The following is a 16432-nucleotide window of genomic DNA, read 5'->3' as shown; positions in this document are numbered from 1 at the left end:
AATGCTTCCTGTTGGAGGAGCGAATCATGGACGATATGAGCCTCACCAATCTGCAAGCGGGAGTAACAATGATCAGCGCCGCGGCGATCGAGGTGCTGGCGGGACGGTTGCGCGGTCGAGTCCTAAACGCGACCGACGCCACCTATGATGAGTCGCGGACGATCTGGAACGCCATGATCGACCGCAGGCCCGGACTGATCGTGCAGTGCGCCGGGGCTGCCGATGTCGCCCATGCGGTTCGCTTCGCGGCTGAAAACCACCTGCTCGTCGCCGTGCGTGGCGGTGGTCACAACATTGCCGGGAACGGGGTCTGCGACGGCGGCCTGATGATCGACTTGACGCCTATGAAATCGGTACGTGTCGATGCGACTACGAAGAGGGCCTGGGTCGAGCCGGGAGCGACGCTTGCCGATGTCGACAAGGAGACGCAGGCATTCCGCCTCGCCCTGCCGACCGGCATAAATTCCACGACCGGCATTGCCGGCCTGACGCTCGGCGGTGGCTTTGGATGGATCACGCGCAAGTTCGGTTTAACGATCGATAACCTGCTTTCGGCCGATGTGGTCACGGCGAACGGCGAACTGGTGCGCGCCAGCCCGACGGAGCACCGCGACCTCTTCTGGGGCTTAAGAGGCGGCGGCGGGAATTTCGGCGTCGTCACGGCGTTCGAATTCGAACTGCACGATCTCGGGCCGGAGGTTCTCTCCGGGCTCGTCGTCCATCCCTTCGCCGATGCGCAAAACGTGCTCCAGCAGTACCGGCAGGCGCTTGAAAACGCGCCGGACGAACTCACCTGCTGGGTGGTGATGCGGCAGGCTCCACCGCTGCCGTTCCTTCCTGCCGAGTGGCACGGCAAGGAGGTGCTCGTGCTCGCGATGTGCTATTGCGGCGATCTCGAGGCGGGTGAGAAGGCGACGGCCGGCCTTCGCGCGATCGGCAGGCCGATCGCCGACGTCGTCGCGCCGCATCCCTTCGTCGCCTGGCAGCAGGCCTTCGATCCATTGCTGGCCCCCGGCGCGCGCAACTACTGGAAGAGCCATGATTTCCTGGAGCTTTCCGATCAGACCACGGGCTTACTGCTCGATGCCATCCGGCAACTGCCGGGGCCGGAATGCGAGATATTCATCGGCCATGTCGGCGGGGCCGCCGGTCGCATCGCAGTCGAGGAGACTGCTTTCCCGCAGCGCGGTTCGCATTTCGTCATGAATGTGCACGCCCGCTGGCGCGATCCGGCGATGGACCGGGCCTGCATCGATTGGGCGCGGCATCTCTTCGAGGCCGCCAAGCCCCATGCCGCTGGCACAGCCTACGTCAATTTCATGCCGGAAGACGAGGTCGACCGGGTTGAGGCGGCCTATGGCGGCAACTACCGCCGACTTGTGGAGGTCAAGCGGCGCTACGACCCGCAGAACCTCTTCCGGCTGAACCAGAACGTTCGGCCGAACGAGGAACGCGGCGCGGCCTGAACGTGATCGCCTCCAGCAAGGGGCGGCCGGCGAGGGCGGCGAGGGCGGTGCTGAGATCGAGGCCTGCGAGCAGCCCCGGTGTATAGGCAATCCTCCGAGTGTGCTTCCTAAGGTCGGCAAAATACGTGTCGTCATGGCTCGGCGAGTGCGCGGATGCGGTCGCAAGCATCAAGCATCTGCCTGTCGATCAGGTCGATCTCCCAACGACAGGGGTGGCCGACTGGTTGCGCTTGCGACCATCGCGCTCGGCATCGGACTGCACAATCTCGGCGCGCCGGCCCGACACTCTGCGGCGCGAGCTTGTCGCTACCAGGCGACACCAGGTTCGGCCGCCTTCAAACAGGGTGATTACAAGGCTGTAATGGAAAGCGCCACCGTTATCGGGGTCGGCGTCGGTGCCTACGAGCGCCCGCCACCATCCGGCATAAGGAAATCCTCTTCGGGCTCTCCGAGGACGTGCGCGTCTTCGGTGCAGTTGTTTGGCAGGAAACCAGCGCTATGCCTTCATATGCGGCAGGGCACGAGGCCGCGGTGCCTCGGCAGCGGTCCCTCGACCAGTCATCGGGTTGAGAAGATCGCCTGGGCTGGGACCGGCCACACGGGGTAGCGCTTTGGCGCCGCGCCGTATCCGGTCGGTCGGCGCCACTTGCTGCATCGCAGGTTGAGGAGTGCGTCGCGGCAAAAGAGTTGGAGGTGTGGGCGACAGGCCACAGTCAGAGATGCTAGGGGTGTTCGTCGGGAAGGGGCACGCAATGAAGCAGGAGACTTCTCGATGAGCAGAACTGCCATGAACGCCCTAGGACAGCCGGTCTATTACAGCGGAGGTTCGACGGCATGGTTTTCCGCAACCGGATCCGGACCGACCCTTTATGGCACGCCGGGCAATGATTCCATCTGGGGCGACAGTTCCGTCGACGTAACGATGGTCGGCGGCACGGGCGACGATGTCTACTATCTCTATTCATCGACGAACCGAGCCTATGAAGACCAAGGCGAAGGCGTAGACACGATCGATACGTGGATGAGCTACACCTTGCCGCAGAATTTCGAGAATCTGACCGTCACCGGCGACGGCCGGCACGCGTTCGGCAATAGTGCCGACAACATCATCAGGGGTGGTTCGGGCAGCCAGACCATCGACGGAGGCGCCGGTAACGACGTGCTGTTCGGTGCCGGTGGCGCCGATACCTTCGTGTTCGGGCACGGCAATGGCAGCGACCTCATTGCCGATTTCAGCTCCAACGACACTGTCCGCCTCGACGGTTATGGAATTACCTCGTTCGACCAGGTCCTGGCCAATTCTGCCCAGGAGGGGGAGGATCTCCGCCTTCATCTGACCGATGGCGAAAGCCTGGTCTTTTCCGATACGACAGCCGATCAGCTGCACGAGAGCCAGTTCCAGTTGAGCCTGGATCGGTCGTCCCTGACGCAGACTTTCTCGGACGACTTCGACACGCTTCAACTCCGCAACGACACAGGCGGTGTCTGGGACACGAAATACTGGTGGGCGCCGGAAGAGGGAGCAACGCTCGTCGAAAACGGTGAACTGCAGTGGTACGTCAATCCGAGCTACGAACCGACCGCTTCCGCCAACCCGTTTTCGGTCGAGGAAGGCGTGCTGACGATCACCGCAGAGCGTGCCTCGGAGGAGATCCAGGCCGAAATCGGTGGCTATGACTATACATCGGGCATGCTGACGACGTACTCCTCCTTCGCCCAGACCTACGGCTACTTCGAGATGCGGGCCGACATGCCGGATGATCAGGGAGCCTGGCCCGCTTTCTGGCTGCTGCCCGCCGACGGCTCCTGGCCGCCGGAACTCGACGTCGTCGAAATGCGCGGGCAGGACACGAATACCGTGATCACCACCGCCCATTCCAATGAAAGCGGCGAACACACAATGACCCGAGACGGAGTGCAGGTTGCCGATACCGATGGGTTTCACGACTACGGCGTGCTTTGGACGAAAGACGAGATCGTCTGGTACTTCGACGATACCGAGATCGCCCGCGCCGACACGCCCGCAGATATGCACGAGCCAATGTATATGGTCGTCAATCTCGCGGTCGGTGGCATGGCGGACACGCCCAATGACGACTTTGCCGACGGATCGGAGATGAAGATCGACTCCATCGAGGCGTACTCGCTGAACTCTGATTGGGATATCTAGGCAGACAACGGGGGCGGCCGCTTCCGCGGCCGGCCCTGCCAAACCTTCGAAGAAAGAGATCAGTCGCCGTCAGTGGGCAACGTGCGCGATTCCGCACCATGCGCAAGATCTGCGCCGATAAGACGACCATCCTTGGCAAGCATCTGTAACGGGCTTCAGACGTCCTGCGTGCCGACCGAAACAACGCAGGTGCGGAACCACAAAGCCGGATACTGGAGGATCGGTTGTATTGAAGCGGCGAGGCACAGGCATGCGAAATAGCCGCGCCTTGTTATGTCTCATGCCCGATGATGACGAATGGCGAGCTCTGCGATCAATCCACCGCCGTCGCGGTTCTTGAGGGTCAGCGAGGCGTTGATCGAGGCCGCGAGCTGCTGGGCGATGGCAAGACCGAGGCCGGTACCGCCGGTATCGCGATTGCGGGAATCCTCCAGCCGGACGAAGGGTTTGAGTACGGCATCCAGTTGATCATCGGGAATGCCGGGCCCGCGGTCGAGCACCTTGATTATCACCGCGTCGTCAGAAAGCTGGCTGGCCTCGATCTCGGCGCTGCCGCCGAACTTGAGCGCATTGTCGATCAGGTTGGTGAGGATACGTCTGAGAGCCTGCGGCCGGGTGATGATCGCGCCGCGATCGACAGCGCTGATGGCAACGACCTTGCCGGTGTCCTGATAATCATAGACGAGGCTTTCGACGAAGGAGGCAAGGTCGATGCGTGTCGCCTTTTCGACGTTGCCATGGGCGCTGCGCGCATAGGCGACGCCTTCCTTAACCAGGCTTTCGATCTGGCCCAGATCCTGGATCAGCTTCTCCCGGTCGGCGAAATCATCCGCCATCTCGGCGCGTAGCTTCATGCGGGTGATCGGCGTCTGCAGATCGTGGGAAATGGCGGCAAGGATCTGGACCCGCTCTTCGAGATACTGGGCGATCCGGTCGCGCATGGCGTTGAACGCGGTCGCCGCATAGGCAACCTCCGTAGGTCCGGTCTCGCTGAGGCGCGGCGTGTTCCGGTTCGGATCGAGCGTATCGGCAGCCGCGGCAAGATTGACGAGCGGGCGCACCGCCTGACGCATGGCGAACCAGGCGCACAGGAGCAGAAGTGCGAGCTGGGCCACGAGCACGAAGGGCAGCCAATCGGCCAAGGGCATGACCCCCTTGGGAAAGACGTCGATCGTCAGCGGCGAGCCGTCGCTCAGCGTCAGATGCGCCTGCAGATGGCGGCGGTCGCCCGGGATCGTTTCCACCTTGACCGGAAATCGAAGGCCCGTCGCCCGCTCGATTTTTGACGCGATCTCCATGGCGGCCGGATCGAGCGACGGATTGCCGGGAATGCCGGGTCCGAGAACGAAGCCGTAATTGTCGCGGGCCAGGCGCGTAAGCCACGAGGCTCGCTCGGGCGCGGGCAGGCGATCGAGGATGGCGATCGACGTCGCAATGTCGTTTTCGAGCGTATCGAACATGACCGACCTGGCGGCCATATAGCGCTCGAAGAACAGGACGGTGAACGACATGACATGCGCGATGATGAGGCCGGCCAGAAGGATAACGAAGAGCCGCGCCCTGAGCGTGCGCGGCCACAGTCGAAAACCTTTTGGCTCGGCACGCGTCGTCATTCCCGCGCCTCCATGATTTCGATCGGCACCGAGAAGACATAACCTTCGCTGCGCACCGTCTTGATGTAGGTCGGTTCACGGGCATCGTCGCCCAGCCGCTGGCGAACCCGGCTGACGAGCAGATCGATCGATCGGTCGAAGAGTTCGGCCTCGCGGCCCTGGGTGAGATTGAGCAACTGGTCGCGGTTGAGCACGCGTTGGGGATGGTCGATGAACACCTTCAGCAACCGATATTCGGCACCGCTCAATGCGACCACCGTGCCTTCCGCATCGATCAGGTGCCGGGCGGTCGTATCGAGTTTCCACTGGCCGAATCGCAGCAACTGTCCGGCCTCCGAGATCTGCAGGTTCGGCGGCAGCATGCGCGCGCGTCGGAGCACCGCCTTGATGCGCGCGAGCAGTTCGCGCGCCGAGAACGGCTTGGAGAGATAATCGTCCGCGCCCATCTCGAGGCCGAGGATACGGTCCATCTCGTCGCTGCGGGCCGTCAGCATGATGATCGGGATTGCCTTGTGCTTGCTGGCGCGCAGCTCGCGGCTGAGCACGAGCCCATCGTCGCCCGGCATCATCACGTCGAGCACGATGAGATCCACGGTATCTCCTTCGAGGAAGCTGCGCATCTGCCGCCCGTCGGCGACGGCCGTTGCGCGCAGCCCGTTCTTCTTGAGATAACTAGACACGAGTTCCCGGATTTCACGGTCGTCATCGACAATCAATACATGGTCGATATGCTCCATCGAGCAAGCTCCTCATATCCGGTTCAGTCGTCGCGTCCTTGCGGCATCATCCGGCCTGCTCAGCCTGATTGGCGCCTGGGATATGTCCTCGGTGTGTTCGCAACATCCAGACTTGCATGAGAATGTAATGCAAGCACCTCCGGATACATTTCGACACAATTTCGCAAACGAAACCCGCCGCTTGCTTTCGAGCGGCGGGTAGCAGGGACGTCTGGTCGGAGGTGTCAGGCCTTTGCCTCGACCGCCCGCTGAGCGCGATATTGCGCGGTCGGCAGGCCGCCCCAGCCCCAATTGTCGAGTTCGACTTCCTCGATGAGCACGTAGGTCGATTCCAACGGCTTGTTGAGCACGTCGAGCAGCACCTGGCTCACGCCCTTGATGATTTCGGCCTTTTCCTCGGCCGTGACCGCCTTGCGGTCCGCAGTGGTGCCTTCTCGGGTCACCTGAACTGTAACGATCGGCATTGTCGTTTCCTCTTCAAATCTGGGAGGTGATAGCGCCATCAGGGGCCGCACCCTTGTGCAATGGGTGGGAAGGCGGAGGAGCGACCAGGATTGGGCCGACAGCCGCTCCCCTCACGCCTGAGAGTTGCCTACCAGCGTCCGGCGTTCTGTCCGCCATCCACATGCAGGATCTCACCGGTGACGAAGCCAGCGCCCTCCAGGTAGAGGACGGCGTCGACGATGTCGCGAATTTCGCCCATGCGGCCGACGGGATGCAATGTCGAGAGGGCCGCGTGCGTTTCTGGCGCGTGCATCGGGGTCTTGATGATGCCCGGCGAGACGGCATTGACGCGAACGCCGGTCTTGGCAAACTCAATGGCGAGCGCCTGGGTCACGGAATTCAGCCCACCCTTCGTGATAGATGCAAGCGCTGCCGGGACGCCAGCAATCGGCTGGTTCACGAGGCTGGTCGTGATGCTGACGATGTGACCGGAGCCCTGCTTCAGCATCTCGCGGGCCGCGTGTTGGGTGATGTGGAAGAAGCCGGCGACGTTGACGCCCATGTTCAGATCATAGTCTTCCTGGGTGAATTCGGTGAACGGCTTGGCGGTGAAGACGCCGGCATTGTTGACCAGCGTATCGATACGGCCGAAGCGTTCCAAGCCCAGATGAACCACCCGCTCGGCGGTCTCCGGCTCGCTGATATCGCCGGCAACGCTGAGAATGCCAGCGTCCGAACTTCCCTGGATGGAACGGGACGTGGCGACGACCCGGTAGTTGCGATCGCGGTAGGCCTGAACCAGGGCGGCGCCGATGCCCTGCGATGCACCAGTGATGACGGCGACCTTCTGCTCATTGCTCATGGATGTGATCCTTCTTCGACTGCAACGGGCGCTTGGTCCGGCCCGTCCTTCGCCCTCGGCGTTGGTGCAATCAGATTTAGACCCATCCGATGAGTGGGAGAATTGGCGCCATTCGACAGTCAGTCAACCGAAAATCGGCATAGTTAGCCGAGCTTGCCGGCTTCTGTTGCCATTCGTGAGAACTCGGTCCTGAGACGCGGTAACGCGAAATCGGTAAAGGCGCGAACCTTCGGCACCGACATGCGGCCCTGTGGCGCAAGAAGGTGAACCGGCATCGGCGGATGCTCGGCGTCAGCCAGCACGATTTTCAGCCGCCCATCGCTGACATAGCGCGCGACATGATAGGAGTAGAGCCGGGTCAGGCCAGTACCCGCAGCGGCAAAGTCGAGCGCGGCACGCACACTGTTGACGATGCACCGCGGTGTGAACTGCACCGTGCGTGGGATCAACGAGCCTTCGGCTGGCGTGAATGTCCAGGAATCGAGGCCGAAGTTGGTGAAGGCGACGATCTGGTGTTTGGCGAGATCGGCCGGCTCGCCGATCCGCGGATGGTTGGCAAGATAGCGGGGCGAGGCGACGACCACGCGCCGGACATCGCCGCCGATCCGTGTCGAAATCAGCGACGAGTCGGCGAGATGGCCGATGCGGAGCGCAATATCGACACCCTCGTCGACGAGGTTCACGAAGCGGTCGAGCAAGAGAAGCCTGGCTGATACCGCCTGGTGGAGGTTGAGGAAGTCGTCGAGGATCGGACGCAGGACCTCTTCGCCAACGATCGGTGGCGCGGAAATCGTCAGCGTGCCGCGAGGGGCCGCACGTTCGCCACCTGCGAGCATGTCGGCCTCTTCGAGATCGATCAGCACCCGCCGGCAGGCCGCCGCGTAGCGCTGGCCGGCCTCGCTGAGCTTCAGCGATCGCGTCGTTCGATGCAGCAACTCGACCCCGACATGGGCTTCAAGCAGGTTCAGGGCGCGGCTGACGGCCGTCGGCGATCGCTTCAGCAGTCGGGCCGCGGCTGCGAGGCTGCCTTCGTCGACAGCAGTCACGAAGACTTTCATGGCGTCGATACGATCCATTCTGCCGACTTTCGCGATGATGGTTGCCTATTGGCAAGCATTCACCCGCGGCTTGGCAGAAGTAAAGGGGCGGGCATCTTCCTCTTGCGGGGTCGGGGCCACGTTCCGAGGAGCTGGTGATCAATCGGCGAAGATTGATAGCCCGGGCATCGCACGGGGCCATAAAGGAAACCCGGAGTGGCCAGAGGTCAATTGTCCAATGGTCGCACTGACAAACGGGCGACTGCGTCGGTGGATAGTTGCAGCGAGATCGATTGGCTGGCACTGTCGGTGCGTAACGAGCTGTTTCCAGGAGGGCCTGATGTCGCGACAGACGGACGAGCAAGATCCACCTCCAAGTCTTGTCGAACATTATCGGCCGGTACAGCTCAAGGCCGTGCTCGCCGCCTTTGCGGTGAAACACCGCGAACCTCCGCCATCTCCGCCGGAAGAGCGCTTCTACGGATCGCAATTGCCGGAAGGCTTTCACCTGCCGCAGTCGGTCTACGACGGCGAGTAGCTCTGCGCAGAGGATTGACGGGTTGTAGCTTTGGTGCACAGTCGGGTTCGACGAGCCATTGCTTCGTTCGACACCGGAGCGCCTTCGTGTCGATCTCGACCAACCGAACGCCACGAACTCTTGAGCATGCTGCGCATCGGCATCGGCATCGGCGAGGCGCTCGAGGTGCGCCGGCAGGGCGGCATCGCTTCCTGTGCAGTGCCACCCGGGGCTTGTGTCGACCGTTACACCAGCTGGTCGGAGAGATCGACTTCTGTCAGTTCCAAGCTCGTGGGTGGGCCGCTCACGCCGATGTCTCCCAGGGATTGATCACAGATGCGTCCGTGTCTTCAAAATCCTTGACGTTGCGCGTGACGAGGATCAGGTCGTGGACGATCGCGGTCGCGGCGAGGAGCCCGTCAATATCGCCACGCGGCCGGATGGCGGCGATGCGGCCCCATTCGACGGCGATCTGGTCGGTCACCGGGAGGATGCGGTCGCCGTGGTCGTGGCGCAGCTTGCGCAGCCATTCGGTGAGGTGAGCAGCGGCCTTCGGATCCAACTTCTGCTTCAGCGCAATACCGCGCATGATTTCGCCGAGGGTCAGCGCGCTCAGATGGATACTGAGCGGATCGACCGAGCGCAACCAGGCAATCGCCTGCGGCGTGCCGCGCCGCGCCTCCGAAACGATGTTGGTATCAACCAGATACATCAGAAGGCCACGTCGCGGCTTGGTGTCTTGGCGCGCGCCTCGACCGCATCGGCAAGCTCATCATTCCAAGGGGGACCGCCAAGTAGATCGTCGACCAGCGTCGGTCGGCCGGCGCGCAGGGCGTCATAGTCATGGGCGGACAGGACCACCGCCGCGCGCTCGCCACGCAGCGTGACGATCTGCGGCCCCTCGTGTCGGGCCTTCTGCACCACTTTCGAAAAGTGGTTCTTGGCGTCCTGCAACTGCCATTCCATGATTGCGCTCCAAACTAGCTAGTCTGTCTAGCTATATACACCCACCCTCTACCGGATGAAAGCGCAATTTTCTACCGATCGAGGGTGAGAGGACGAAGCGGCGTTGCGCGATCCCGTGCTGTTGCTGATGGCTGACACCATGGACGCTCGGGGGCAGGGGCGCGTGCGAGCCCCGTTGGTTCGGGTCGGTCGAGATCGACACGGAAGGCGGCTGGGCGTCGCGCGAAGCGTCGAATGGCTCATCAAACCCGACGACCTACCAAAGCTATAACCCGCCAAATCCTCTGCACAAAGCGACGAGACCAAGACGAGATGTCGCCTCCGCAATCATGCGGTTGCCAGCGTCCAGCCCATGCCGGCAAACGCGCAGGCAAGCAGCGTCGTGATGACCGAGGCGTTGAAGCGGAAGATCGCCGTGCCGGCAGCAACCGTCAGCAGGAGCGATGGCATGACCAGCGACCGTAGCACCGGTATGTCGAGCGCGAACGGCCCGAATTGCCAGCTCACGAGCTCCGCAAACAACGTGTGCAGGCCGAACCAGACGGCAAGGTTGAGGATCACGCCGACGACGGCGGCGGTGATCGCCGACATGGCGCCTGTGAGCGCGATGTTGTTCCGCAGCCGCTCGATGAAGGGCGCCCCGAGGAAGATCCAGAGGAAGCAGGGCACGAAGGTCACCCAGGTGGTCAGCATCGCGCCCAGTGTCGCCGCCGCCATCGGATGGAGCCCACCCGGATCACGGTAGGCGCCCATGAAGCCCACGAACTGCACCACCATGATCAGCGGCCCAGGCGTCGTCTCGGCCATGCCGAGACCGTCGAGCATCTCGCTGGGCCTTAGCCAGCCGTAGTGCTGGACCGCCTCCTGGGCGACATAGGCGAGCACGGCATAGGCGCCGCCAAAGGTGACGACCGCCATCTGGCTGAAGAACAGGCCGATCTGGCTGAAGACGCTCTCCCGGCCGAGGACGATGACGATGAGCGCCAACGGCAAGAGCCACAACGCAAGCAGGACGCCGGAGATCCGAAGCGACCATGCAAGATTGGGGCGTGCGTGAACGGGGATTTCCTCGCCGAGCGCGGAGTCCTCGTCTCTCAGAAATGTGCCCGTGCCACCCTTGTGTCCGCCGCCGATGCGAAAAAGCGGCGAGCCGACGCGCGCCCCGACATAGCCAAGCACACCGGCTGCAAGGATGATCAGGGGGAAGGGAACGCGAAACAAGAAAATGGCGATGAAGGCGACTGCCGCGATGCCGACCATCATCCGGTTCTTGAGGGCCCGGCCGCCAATGCGGAAGACGGCCTGGAAAACCACCGCGAGCACGGCGGCCTTGAGGCCGAAGAACAGCCCTTCGACGACGGTGACATTACCGAAGGCGGTGTAGATGTAGCTCAAGCCCAGGATCGCCAGGAAACCAGGAAGCACGAAGAGAAGGCCGGCAATGAGGCCGCCGGCGGTGCGGTGCAGGAGCCAGCCGATATAGACGGCAAGCTGCTGCGCCTCGGGTCCAGGCAGCAGCATGCAGTAGTTCAGCGCATGCAGGAAGCGATGCTCGCCGATCCAGCGCTTCTCATCAACGAGGATGCGGTGCATCACCGCGATCTGTCCGGCCGGGCCCCCGAAGCTCAGCGCCGCGATGCGCGCCCATACCCGCACCGCTTCGCTAAACGAAATGCCGTGGCTCTGCCCTTGCCGCGCCACGTCGGGCGCGGCCTTGTCAGCGATATCGGTCATCTCAGAGATCCTTCTTCGGCGAGGGCCAGTTGTGCGTCTCGTTGGTCGCGTCCCGGCACCAGCGATAGAAGGCGTCGTAGAGCAGCATCCCTGCTTCCAGTTGCTCCAGGTCGTCAGCATACATGCGCGAAAGACCGAGAGAGGCGGCCAGCAGACCAGGTGCCTCGGGCGCAAGCTCGAGACGGGCGGTGTCGGCCCCGCGCACGATGGTCGCGAGCCGCAGCAGCGGGGCGGTTGCCAGGCCGAATTGCTCTACCATGACGTCGAAGGTGCAGAGCTCGCCGCGGTGGCTCCAGCGGATCGGGGCATCGATATCGAAGGGCGTGGCGCCGAAGCGCTCGCCGACCAACTCGACCTCGGATGGGGCGACATACAGGAACACCGCCATCGGGTCGACGAAGCGGCGGATCAGCCAGGGACAGGCGATACGGTCGATCTTCGGTCGCGCCCGTGTCACCCAGACGGTTCGTCCATTGGTGTCCCGTTCGGGGATAGCAGAAGCCGGCACGGCCGGATGGCCGCCCTCCGCCCAGGCCTCGAAACCGCCTTCGAGCACGTCGGCAGCAATGCCGGCATGTCGAAGCCAGGCTGCAACGCCATGGCTCAGCTTCTTGCCCTGCTGGCAGATGATGATTGCCGCTGTTCTGTCGACATCCTTCATCCAGTCCTGCACCCGGCGATAGTCACGCCGGTGGGAACCTGGGATGAGGCGTGGATCGGCATCGAAGTCTTCGTCGATCCTGACATCGATCAGTGCCGGGCAGTTCGGCGTGCCGATGAGGCGGGAGAGTTTTTCCGAGGATATTTCGAGAAATGACGACATGACGCGTCCTCCGGATGAGCGGTTGAATGGACGCGATTCTTCAGCTGGCGCCTCATGGGGTGATCGCACCCCCATGTATCAAGTTTTCCGCTCTTTGAGCCGACTGTCAAGCCGACGGTTGAGAATGGAAGGCCAGCCCACCGTCCTGAGTGCGCAAGGGCGCCGCACTCAGGACGCGGATGCTCGCCGTGTTCGGGCTATTTGCCGGCATCCTTGGCTGCGGTCTCGATAATCTCGGCAACCTTTTCCGGTTGCGAGGCAAAGACGGCGTGGCTCGCCTTGATTTCGCTTACCTTGCTGCCGGCTCGCTTGGCCATGCTTCTCTCAAGGTCCGGATTGATGGCGCGATCTTCGGTTGCCACGATCGCCCAGCCCTTTTTCGTCCTCCAGGGGGGATCGCCCGCCCCGGCAGTTAAAACTTCCTTTGCGGCAAAGACTTGCGACTTCGCTGCTAAGGAGGTCGGCGGCGAAATCAGCAGCAAACGCCGCCGGGTCGAGATAGACGCATTTGCCGTCGGCGGTTTCCTTGATACTCATTGCCGCCTGCGGCTTCGAACCGGCAAGCGTTGCCAAATCCTCGCCCTTGTCAGGCTGGAAGGCGGCGACGTAGACCATTCCTTCGACCTTCCGGTGATGGCCGGCTTCGCTGATCACCATGCCGCCCTAGCTGTGCCCGACGAGCAAGGTCGGTCCGTCCTGCAGGTCCAGAACACGGTTCGCAGCCTCGATGTCGGCCGCAAGCGAGGTCAGCGGTTCCTGCACCACCGTTACGTTGAAACCGCGCCGCGCCGGGATATCGCCGGCCTGCCACCAGCCCGAACCGTCGGCAAAGGCGCCGTGCACGATGACGATGTTCTTGATGTCCGCAGCCTGGGCGGCGAAGGCGACAACGCTCGTGGCAAATGCAAGAGCAATGGTTGGGAGTGGCGCATGCGATCGTTCCTTTGCGGTTCGTGAGGCGATGATCGCAATCTGGTCCCGTGAGGTATCCCGGCTATGTCGGCCCCTGCCAGCAAATGTACCGCAATGTGGGGAAAAGCGATCGATCCCTTCTTGCGTCGCCCTGGGCTCAGATCGCGGCAATTGGCCTGCGAAAACGGCTCCGGATCTTGTCTCTGATGCGCTTCCAATTTCCTTCGATACGGTTGCTGACCGTTCAAGGTCCTCATCGATCTACAGGCGCTATTGCGGCTCGCGGAGGATGAAATGGTTCTCGGCAAACTGGCGAAGTGCCTGAAGTCTCCGGAACATTAGAAAAGCACGATGGTTTGGGCCGCAGTGCGGATAAACAAGTTGGAGAGTTCTAATGACCAATATCCTTATCAAAAGTGCCTTGGCCTTGAGCCTTGGTACCGTGGGCATTCCGGCCTTTGCCCAGACAGAACAGCCCGCTCAAGGGCAAGCCGAGCAACCCGCCCAGGGCCAATCGACCGAGTGTCCTGTGGGCACCGAATGCCCGAAGGGTGGTACGGAACAGAGCCAACAGCCCGACACTCAGGGTTCCACACAGCCTGAGGCGCAGTCACCTGATCAACAGGATTCGGATGGCGGGCAGATGGGAACGGGACAGAAAGCGCCCGACACCCAAGGCCAGACAAAGCAAGGTCAAAGCACCGAACAACAGAAGACCGACCGAAAGAAGACCGATGCTGCAGCCGAGGGCCAAACTCAGGAGGAAGGCGGCACCACGCAACAGAACGATACGAGCCAAACTCAGAAATCGGGAAGCGGACAGGGCGGCGACGAGCAGCCCTCACAACAGGGTGAAGCCAATCAGTCTGGGCAAGGCAAGTCCAACGCGTCCACGACCAATGTGACCGTCGAACAGAAGACCGAAATCACACAGGTCATCAAGGAAGAAAACGTTAGCCCCATTGACGTTGATTTCGACGTTTCGGTCGGCGTCGTTGTGCCTCGGACCGTCAAGGCCAAGCTGCAACCGCTTCCGCGTCGCATAGTTCAGATCGTTCCCGCATATGAAGGCTACCTCTACTTCGTCCTTGCCGATGGTCGGATCGTCATCGTTGACCCGTCTTCGCTGCAGGTTGTCGTGATCATTGCCTGACAGATCGATCGGGCCGGCTGGGTTGCCAGTCGGCCCGTTTCTTTGGCCGCCGTTGCGGCCTGAATTGTCGGGGACTTCTAAACTTCGGGTGTTAGACCTCAAAATCGGACGCTCAGCGCGCCGCCGGTCGGTCGACCTGACGCTGGCGCTTTCTGCGGCCTTTCGTCTTGATCTCGACTGCGAGGTCGTCGAGATATTCGAGCGCCTCACCCGCAGCGATTGCGGAGGTGGTACTGCCGTCGTCGACGGCCTGCTGCAGGTCGTTTCTCGCCTCTTCCACCGTCTTCTCGATGAAGCGGTGTGGATCCTGGCTATGAGAGGCCGCCCATCGCAACAGCCGGCACGTCAACCTCTCATTCACGCGCATCGCAGTGACGGCCTGGCTCAGCATCAGGTTCATTTTTTGAGCTTTCTCGATCTTTATCTTTCGGGACATAGGATGATCTCTCTGTGTTCTCCGCGTCAGGTTTGTGTCCCTAGTTGAACCTTTGCGGGCTGAAGAGGTTCCGTGATCTTTCGGTCGCGGTTGGCGCGAATGTTCGTGCGGAACATTTGGTCGCGACGGCGGTTTGACGGCTTCAACCAGAGGAGAACGGTCGTGCCCCGCGGAGACAAACGGACAAACCGCCAGGACAATCAACGCAAGACTGGCCATGGTAATGAACCGGAACGCGAAGCGTCATTGCAGAAGGGCGGACAAATCGGCGTGGACGCCTCAGCCCGACGTTCCAAGGCGGATCGCTCGGTCTCTCCGAAGAAGGCAGCCGAAACGCGCAAACCGATAGAAGATCGCACCTCGCGCTGATGCTCAAGTCCTTCCTGAAAGCGGTATTGAGCTTCCGCTGCGCGGAACATTTTTGAGAGTTGGGACGTACTAGCTGGGCCGGGCAATGCGAATCCGCAGATGAATGCCCGGTCGGAAGCGAGCAATCCGATGCCGTCACACCCGTTCGATGAGGACGCAGTCGCCAACGATGTCCTTCGGGCCAGGTTGGCTGCGATCGTGGAATCGTCTTTCGATGCGATCATCAGCAAAGATCTGGACGGCACTGTGCGCACCTGGAACGGTGCCGCGGAGCGGCTGTTCGGGTACATGGCCGAAGAGATGATGGAGCAATCGATCCTCACCATCATCCCGCCGCATCTGCACGACGAGGAGTGGAGGCTGCTCGATCGCGTGGGACGAGGAGAGCGGATCGAACCGTTCGAGACGGTACGGCAGCGAAAGGACGGAAGCTATGTTCCCGTGTCGCTGACAGTCTCGCCCATTCGAAACGGCGTGGGCAAGATCGTGGGTGCGTCGGTGGCTGCCCGCGACATTACATCGAACAAAGAGAAGGAACGGCGCATTCGCCTTCTCCTGCGTGAGGTGAACCACCGGGTTCGCAACCAGTACGCCATCATCCTTGCGATGATCAGGCAGAGCGGCAGTGAGGCATCCAATGCAGCAACGTTCCAAAAACGGCTCGAGGAGCGTATCTGGGCACTGTCAGCCTCCCACGACCTGATTGCGTCGGCCGACTGGAAGGGGGTCGATCTCGGTGGTCTCGTCGAGACGCAAATGGCGCCGTTTCATCCGGGCGATACCTGTGAACTCGCCGGGCCCTCCCTTGCATTGGCGCCAATCGCAATCGAGAACCTCGGCATGGCGGTCCACGAGTTGGCACTGAATTCGCTGCACAATGGAGTCCTGAAAGAGCGAACCGGAGCGATTTCCGTGCAATGGACGCTCGCCGAACGGGGGCCGATCCGAGGCTTCTCGATCACATGGGAAGAGCGGCTCGCACCGGGAAGCAAAAGCCCGAGCTTTCCGCAAGCCGGTTTCGGCGCAGTTGTGCTGAGGCGCAGCGTTGCGCAAGCGCTGAGCGCGACCGTGGACATTGTCTGCGGCGACGGAATGCTCCGGTGGCGATTGGCGGGACCGGCGGATCGATTCCTGGAGCCGACCGCCATCGAGCCGCGCCCGACCGATGGGGCATAGCGGCTCTGCGGCTCGCG

At 62.1% G+C, this 16432-nt stretch carries 15 protein-coding genes and 1 pseudogene; 5 read left to right on the top strand and 11 right to left on the bottom strand.

The annotated features are described in order from the left end of the window. Nucleotides 1–26: 26 nt before the first annotated feature. Nucleotides 27–1466 (top strand): FAD-binding oxidoreductase, encoded by a 1440-nt coding sequence (locus BHMPCIPO_RS28290; protein WP_173520224.1) that lies wholly within the window; start codon nt 27–29, stop codon nt 1464–1466. A 772-nt stretch (nt 1467–2238) separates the two neighbouring features. Beyond that, the gene (eglC, locus tag BHMPCIPO_RS28285) at nt 2239–3636 is read left to right on the top strand and encodes an endo-1,3-1,4-beta-glycanase EglC (RefSeq protein ID WP_173520022.1); all 1398 of its coding nucleotides are present in this window, start codon (nt 2239–2241) and stop codon (nt 3634–3636) included. A gap of 278 nt (nt 3637–3914) precedes the next feature. Here eglC and BHMPCIPO_RS28280 read toward each other — a convergent pair whose 3' ends face one another. The 5 genes from BHMPCIPO_RS28280 to BHMPCIPO_RS28260 all read right to left on the bottom strand — a co-directional run bounded on the left by BHMPCIPO_RS28280 (nt 3915) and on the right by BHMPCIPO_RS28260 (nt 8368). Continuing rightward, the gene (locus BHMPCIPO_RS28280) at nt 3915–5249 is read right to left on the bottom strand and encodes a sensor histidine kinase (RefSeq protein ID WP_173520021.1); all 1335 of its coding nucleotides are present in this window, start codon (nt 5247–5249) and stop codon (nt 3915–3917) included. Then, nucleotides 5246–5986 (bottom strand): response regulator, encoded by a 741-nt coding sequence (locus BHMPCIPO_RS28275; RefSeq protein WP_173520020.1) that lies wholly within the window; start codon nt 5984–5986, stop codon nt 5246–5248. The genes BHMPCIPO_RS28280 and BHMPCIPO_RS28275 overlap by 4 nt, the downstream gene beginning before the upstream one ends. 224 nt (nt 5987–6210) lie before the next feature. Beyond that, entirely contained in the window at nt 6211–6450 is a 240-nt protein-coding gene (locus tag BHMPCIPO_RS28270) for a tautomerase family protein (RefSeq protein WP_173520019.1), read from the bottom strand. Nucleotides 6451–6578: 128 nt separating this feature from the next. Beyond that, nucleotides 6579–7292, bottom strand: a complete 714-nt coding sequence (locus tag BHMPCIPO_RS28265; protein ID WP_173520018.1) for an SDR family NAD(P)-dependent oxidoreductase — start codon at nt 7290–7292, stop codon at nt 6579–6581. Nucleotides 7293–7435: 143 nt separating this feature from the next. Then, complete coding sequence (locus tag BHMPCIPO_RS28260; RefSeq protein WP_173520017.1) at nt 7436–8368, bottom strand: LysR family transcriptional regulator; 933 nt, start codon at nt 8366–8368, stop codon at nt 7436–7438. A gap of 301 nt (nt 8369–8669) precedes the next feature. Here BHMPCIPO_RS28260 and BHMPCIPO_RS28255 point away from each other — a divergent pair, with 301 nt between their 5' ends. Next, a complete protein-coding gene (locus BHMPCIPO_RS28255) occupies nt 8670–8867 on the top strand; it encodes a hypothetical protein (protein ID WP_173520016.1) in 198 nt (65 codons plus the stop codon). A 283-nt stretch (nt 8868–9150) separates the two neighbouring features. Here BHMPCIPO_RS28255 and BHMPCIPO_RS28250 read toward each other — a convergent pair whose 3' ends face one another. From BHMPCIPO_RS28250 to BHMPCIPO_RS28230, 5 genes and pseudogenes are all read right to left on the bottom strand, one after another. Further along, entirely contained in the window at nt 9151–9558 is a 408-nt protein-coding gene (locus BHMPCIPO_RS28250; RefSeq protein ID WP_173520015.1) for a type II toxin-antitoxin system VapC family toxin, read from the bottom strand. After that, nucleotides 9558–9812: a type II toxin-antitoxin system Phd/YefM family antitoxin gene (locus BHMPCIPO_RS28245; RefSeq protein ID WP_173520014.1), complete on the bottom strand. Its 255-nt coding sequence runs from the start codon at nt 9810–9812 to the stop codon at nt 9558–9560. Before BHMPCIPO_RS28245 ends, BHMPCIPO_RS28250 begins: the two co-directional genes overlap by 1 nt. A 327-nt stretch (nt 9813–10139) precedes the next feature. Next, a complete protein-coding gene (chrA, locus tag BHMPCIPO_RS28240; protein WP_376741727.1) occupies nt 10140–11555 on the bottom strand; it encodes a chromate efflux transporter in 1416 nt (471 codons plus the stop codon). Continuing rightward, complete coding sequence (locus tag BHMPCIPO_RS28235) at nt 11548–12369, bottom strand: chromate resistance protein ChrB domain-containing protein (protein WP_173520012.1); 822 nt, start codon at nt 12367–12369, stop codon at nt 11548–11550. Before BHMPCIPO_RS28235 ends, chrA begins: the two co-directional genes overlap by 8 nt. 197 nt (nt 12370–12566) lie before the next feature. After that, nucleotides 12567–13332: pseudogene (locus BHMPCIPO_RS28230) on the bottom strand (alpha/beta hydrolase). Nucleotides 13333–13675: 343 nt separating this feature from the next. Here BHMPCIPO_RS28230 and BHMPCIPO_RS28225 point away from each other — a divergent pair. After that, nucleotides 13676–14434: a DUF1236 domain-containing protein gene (locus BHMPCIPO_RS28225; RefSeq protein WP_173520011.1), complete on the top strand. Its 759-nt coding sequence runs from the start codon at nt 13676–13678 to the stop codon at nt 14432–14434. 112 nt (nt 14435–14546) lie between these two features. Here the strand turns inward: BHMPCIPO_RS28225 and BHMPCIPO_RS28220 are convergent, their stop codons facing one another. Next, nucleotides 14547–14834 (bottom strand): hypothetical protein, encoded by a 288-nt coding sequence (locus BHMPCIPO_RS28220; RefSeq protein WP_173520010.1) that lies wholly within the window; start codon nt 14832–14834, stop codon nt 14547–14549. Between the two features lie 504 nt (nt 14835–15338). Between BHMPCIPO_RS28220 and BHMPCIPO_RS28215 the strand changes: the two genes are divergently transcribed. Then, nucleotides 15339–16415: a PAS domain S-box protein gene (locus tag BHMPCIPO_RS28215; protein ID WP_173520009.1), complete on the top strand. Its 1077-nt coding sequence runs from the start codon at nt 15339–15341 to the stop codon at nt 16413–16415. Nucleotides 16416–16432: the final 17 nt, after the last annotated feature.

The organism is Ensifer sesbaniae (assembly GCF_013283665.1).
Classification (GTDB): domain Bacteria; phylum Pseudomonadota; class Alphaproteobacteria; order Rhizobiales; family Rhizobiaceae; genus Ensifer; species Ensifer sesbaniae.
The sequence above is the reverse complement of the archived record's forward strand: the minus strand, read 5'-3'. Positions and strand labels throughout refer to the sequence as shown.

Coding starts and splice junctions, on each gene's coding strand:
- BHMPCIPO_RS28225 (WP_173520011.1), top strand. CDS start 13,676: ATGACCAATATCCTTATCAAAAGTGCCTTGGCCTTGAGCCTTGGTACC.
- BHMPCIPO_RS28265 (WP_173520018.1), bottom strand. CDS start 7,292: ATGAGCAATGAGCAGAAGGTCGCCGTCATCACTGGTGCATCGCAGGGC.
- BHMPCIPO_RS28270 (WP_173520019.1), bottom strand. CDS start 6,450: ATGCCGATCGTTACAGTTCAGGTGACCCGAGAAGGCACCACTGCGGAC.
- BHMPCIPO_RS28215 (WP_173520009.1), top strand. CDS start 15,339: ATGAATGCCCGGTCGGAAGCGAGCAATCCGATGCCGTCACACCCGTTC.
- BHMPCIPO_RS28220 (WP_173520010.1), bottom strand. CDS start 14,834: ATGAACCTGATGCTGAGCCAGGCCGTCACTGCGATGCGCGTGAATGAG.
- BHMPCIPO_RS28290 (WP_173520224.1), top strand. CDS start 27: ATGGACGATATGAGCCTCACCAATCTGCAAGCGGGAGTAACAATGATC.
- BHMPCIPO_RS28275 (WP_173520020.1), bottom strand. CDS start 5,986: ATGGAGCATATCGACCATGTATTGATTGTCGATGACGACCGTGAAATC.
- eglC (WP_173520022.1), top strand. CDS start 2,239: ATGAGCAGAACTGCCATGAACGCCCTAGGACAGCCGGTCTATTACAGC.
- BHMPCIPO_RS28260 (WP_173520017.1), bottom strand. CDS start 8,368: ATGGATCGTATCGACGCCATGAAAGTCTTCGTGACTGCTGTCGACGAA.
- BHMPCIPO_RS28235 (WP_173520012.1), bottom strand. CDS start 12,369: ATGTCGTCATTTCTCGAAATATCCTCGGAAAAACTCTCCCGCCTCATC.
- BHMPCIPO_RS28245 (WP_173520014.1), bottom strand. CDS start 9,812: ATGGAATGGCAGTTGCAGGACGCCAAGAACCACTTTTCGAAAGTGGTG.
- BHMPCIPO_RS28255 (WP_173520016.1), top strand. CDS start 8,670: ATGTCGCGACAGACGGACGAGCAAGATCCACCTCCAAGTCTTGTCGAA.
- BHMPCIPO_RS28250 (WP_173520015.1), bottom strand. CDS start 9,558: ATGTATCTGGTTGATACCAACATCGTTTCGGAGGCGCGGCGCGGCACG.
- BHMPCIPO_RS28280 (WP_173520021.1), bottom strand. CDS start 5,249: ATGACGACGCGTGCCGAGCCAAAAGGTTTTCGACTGTGGCCGCGCACG.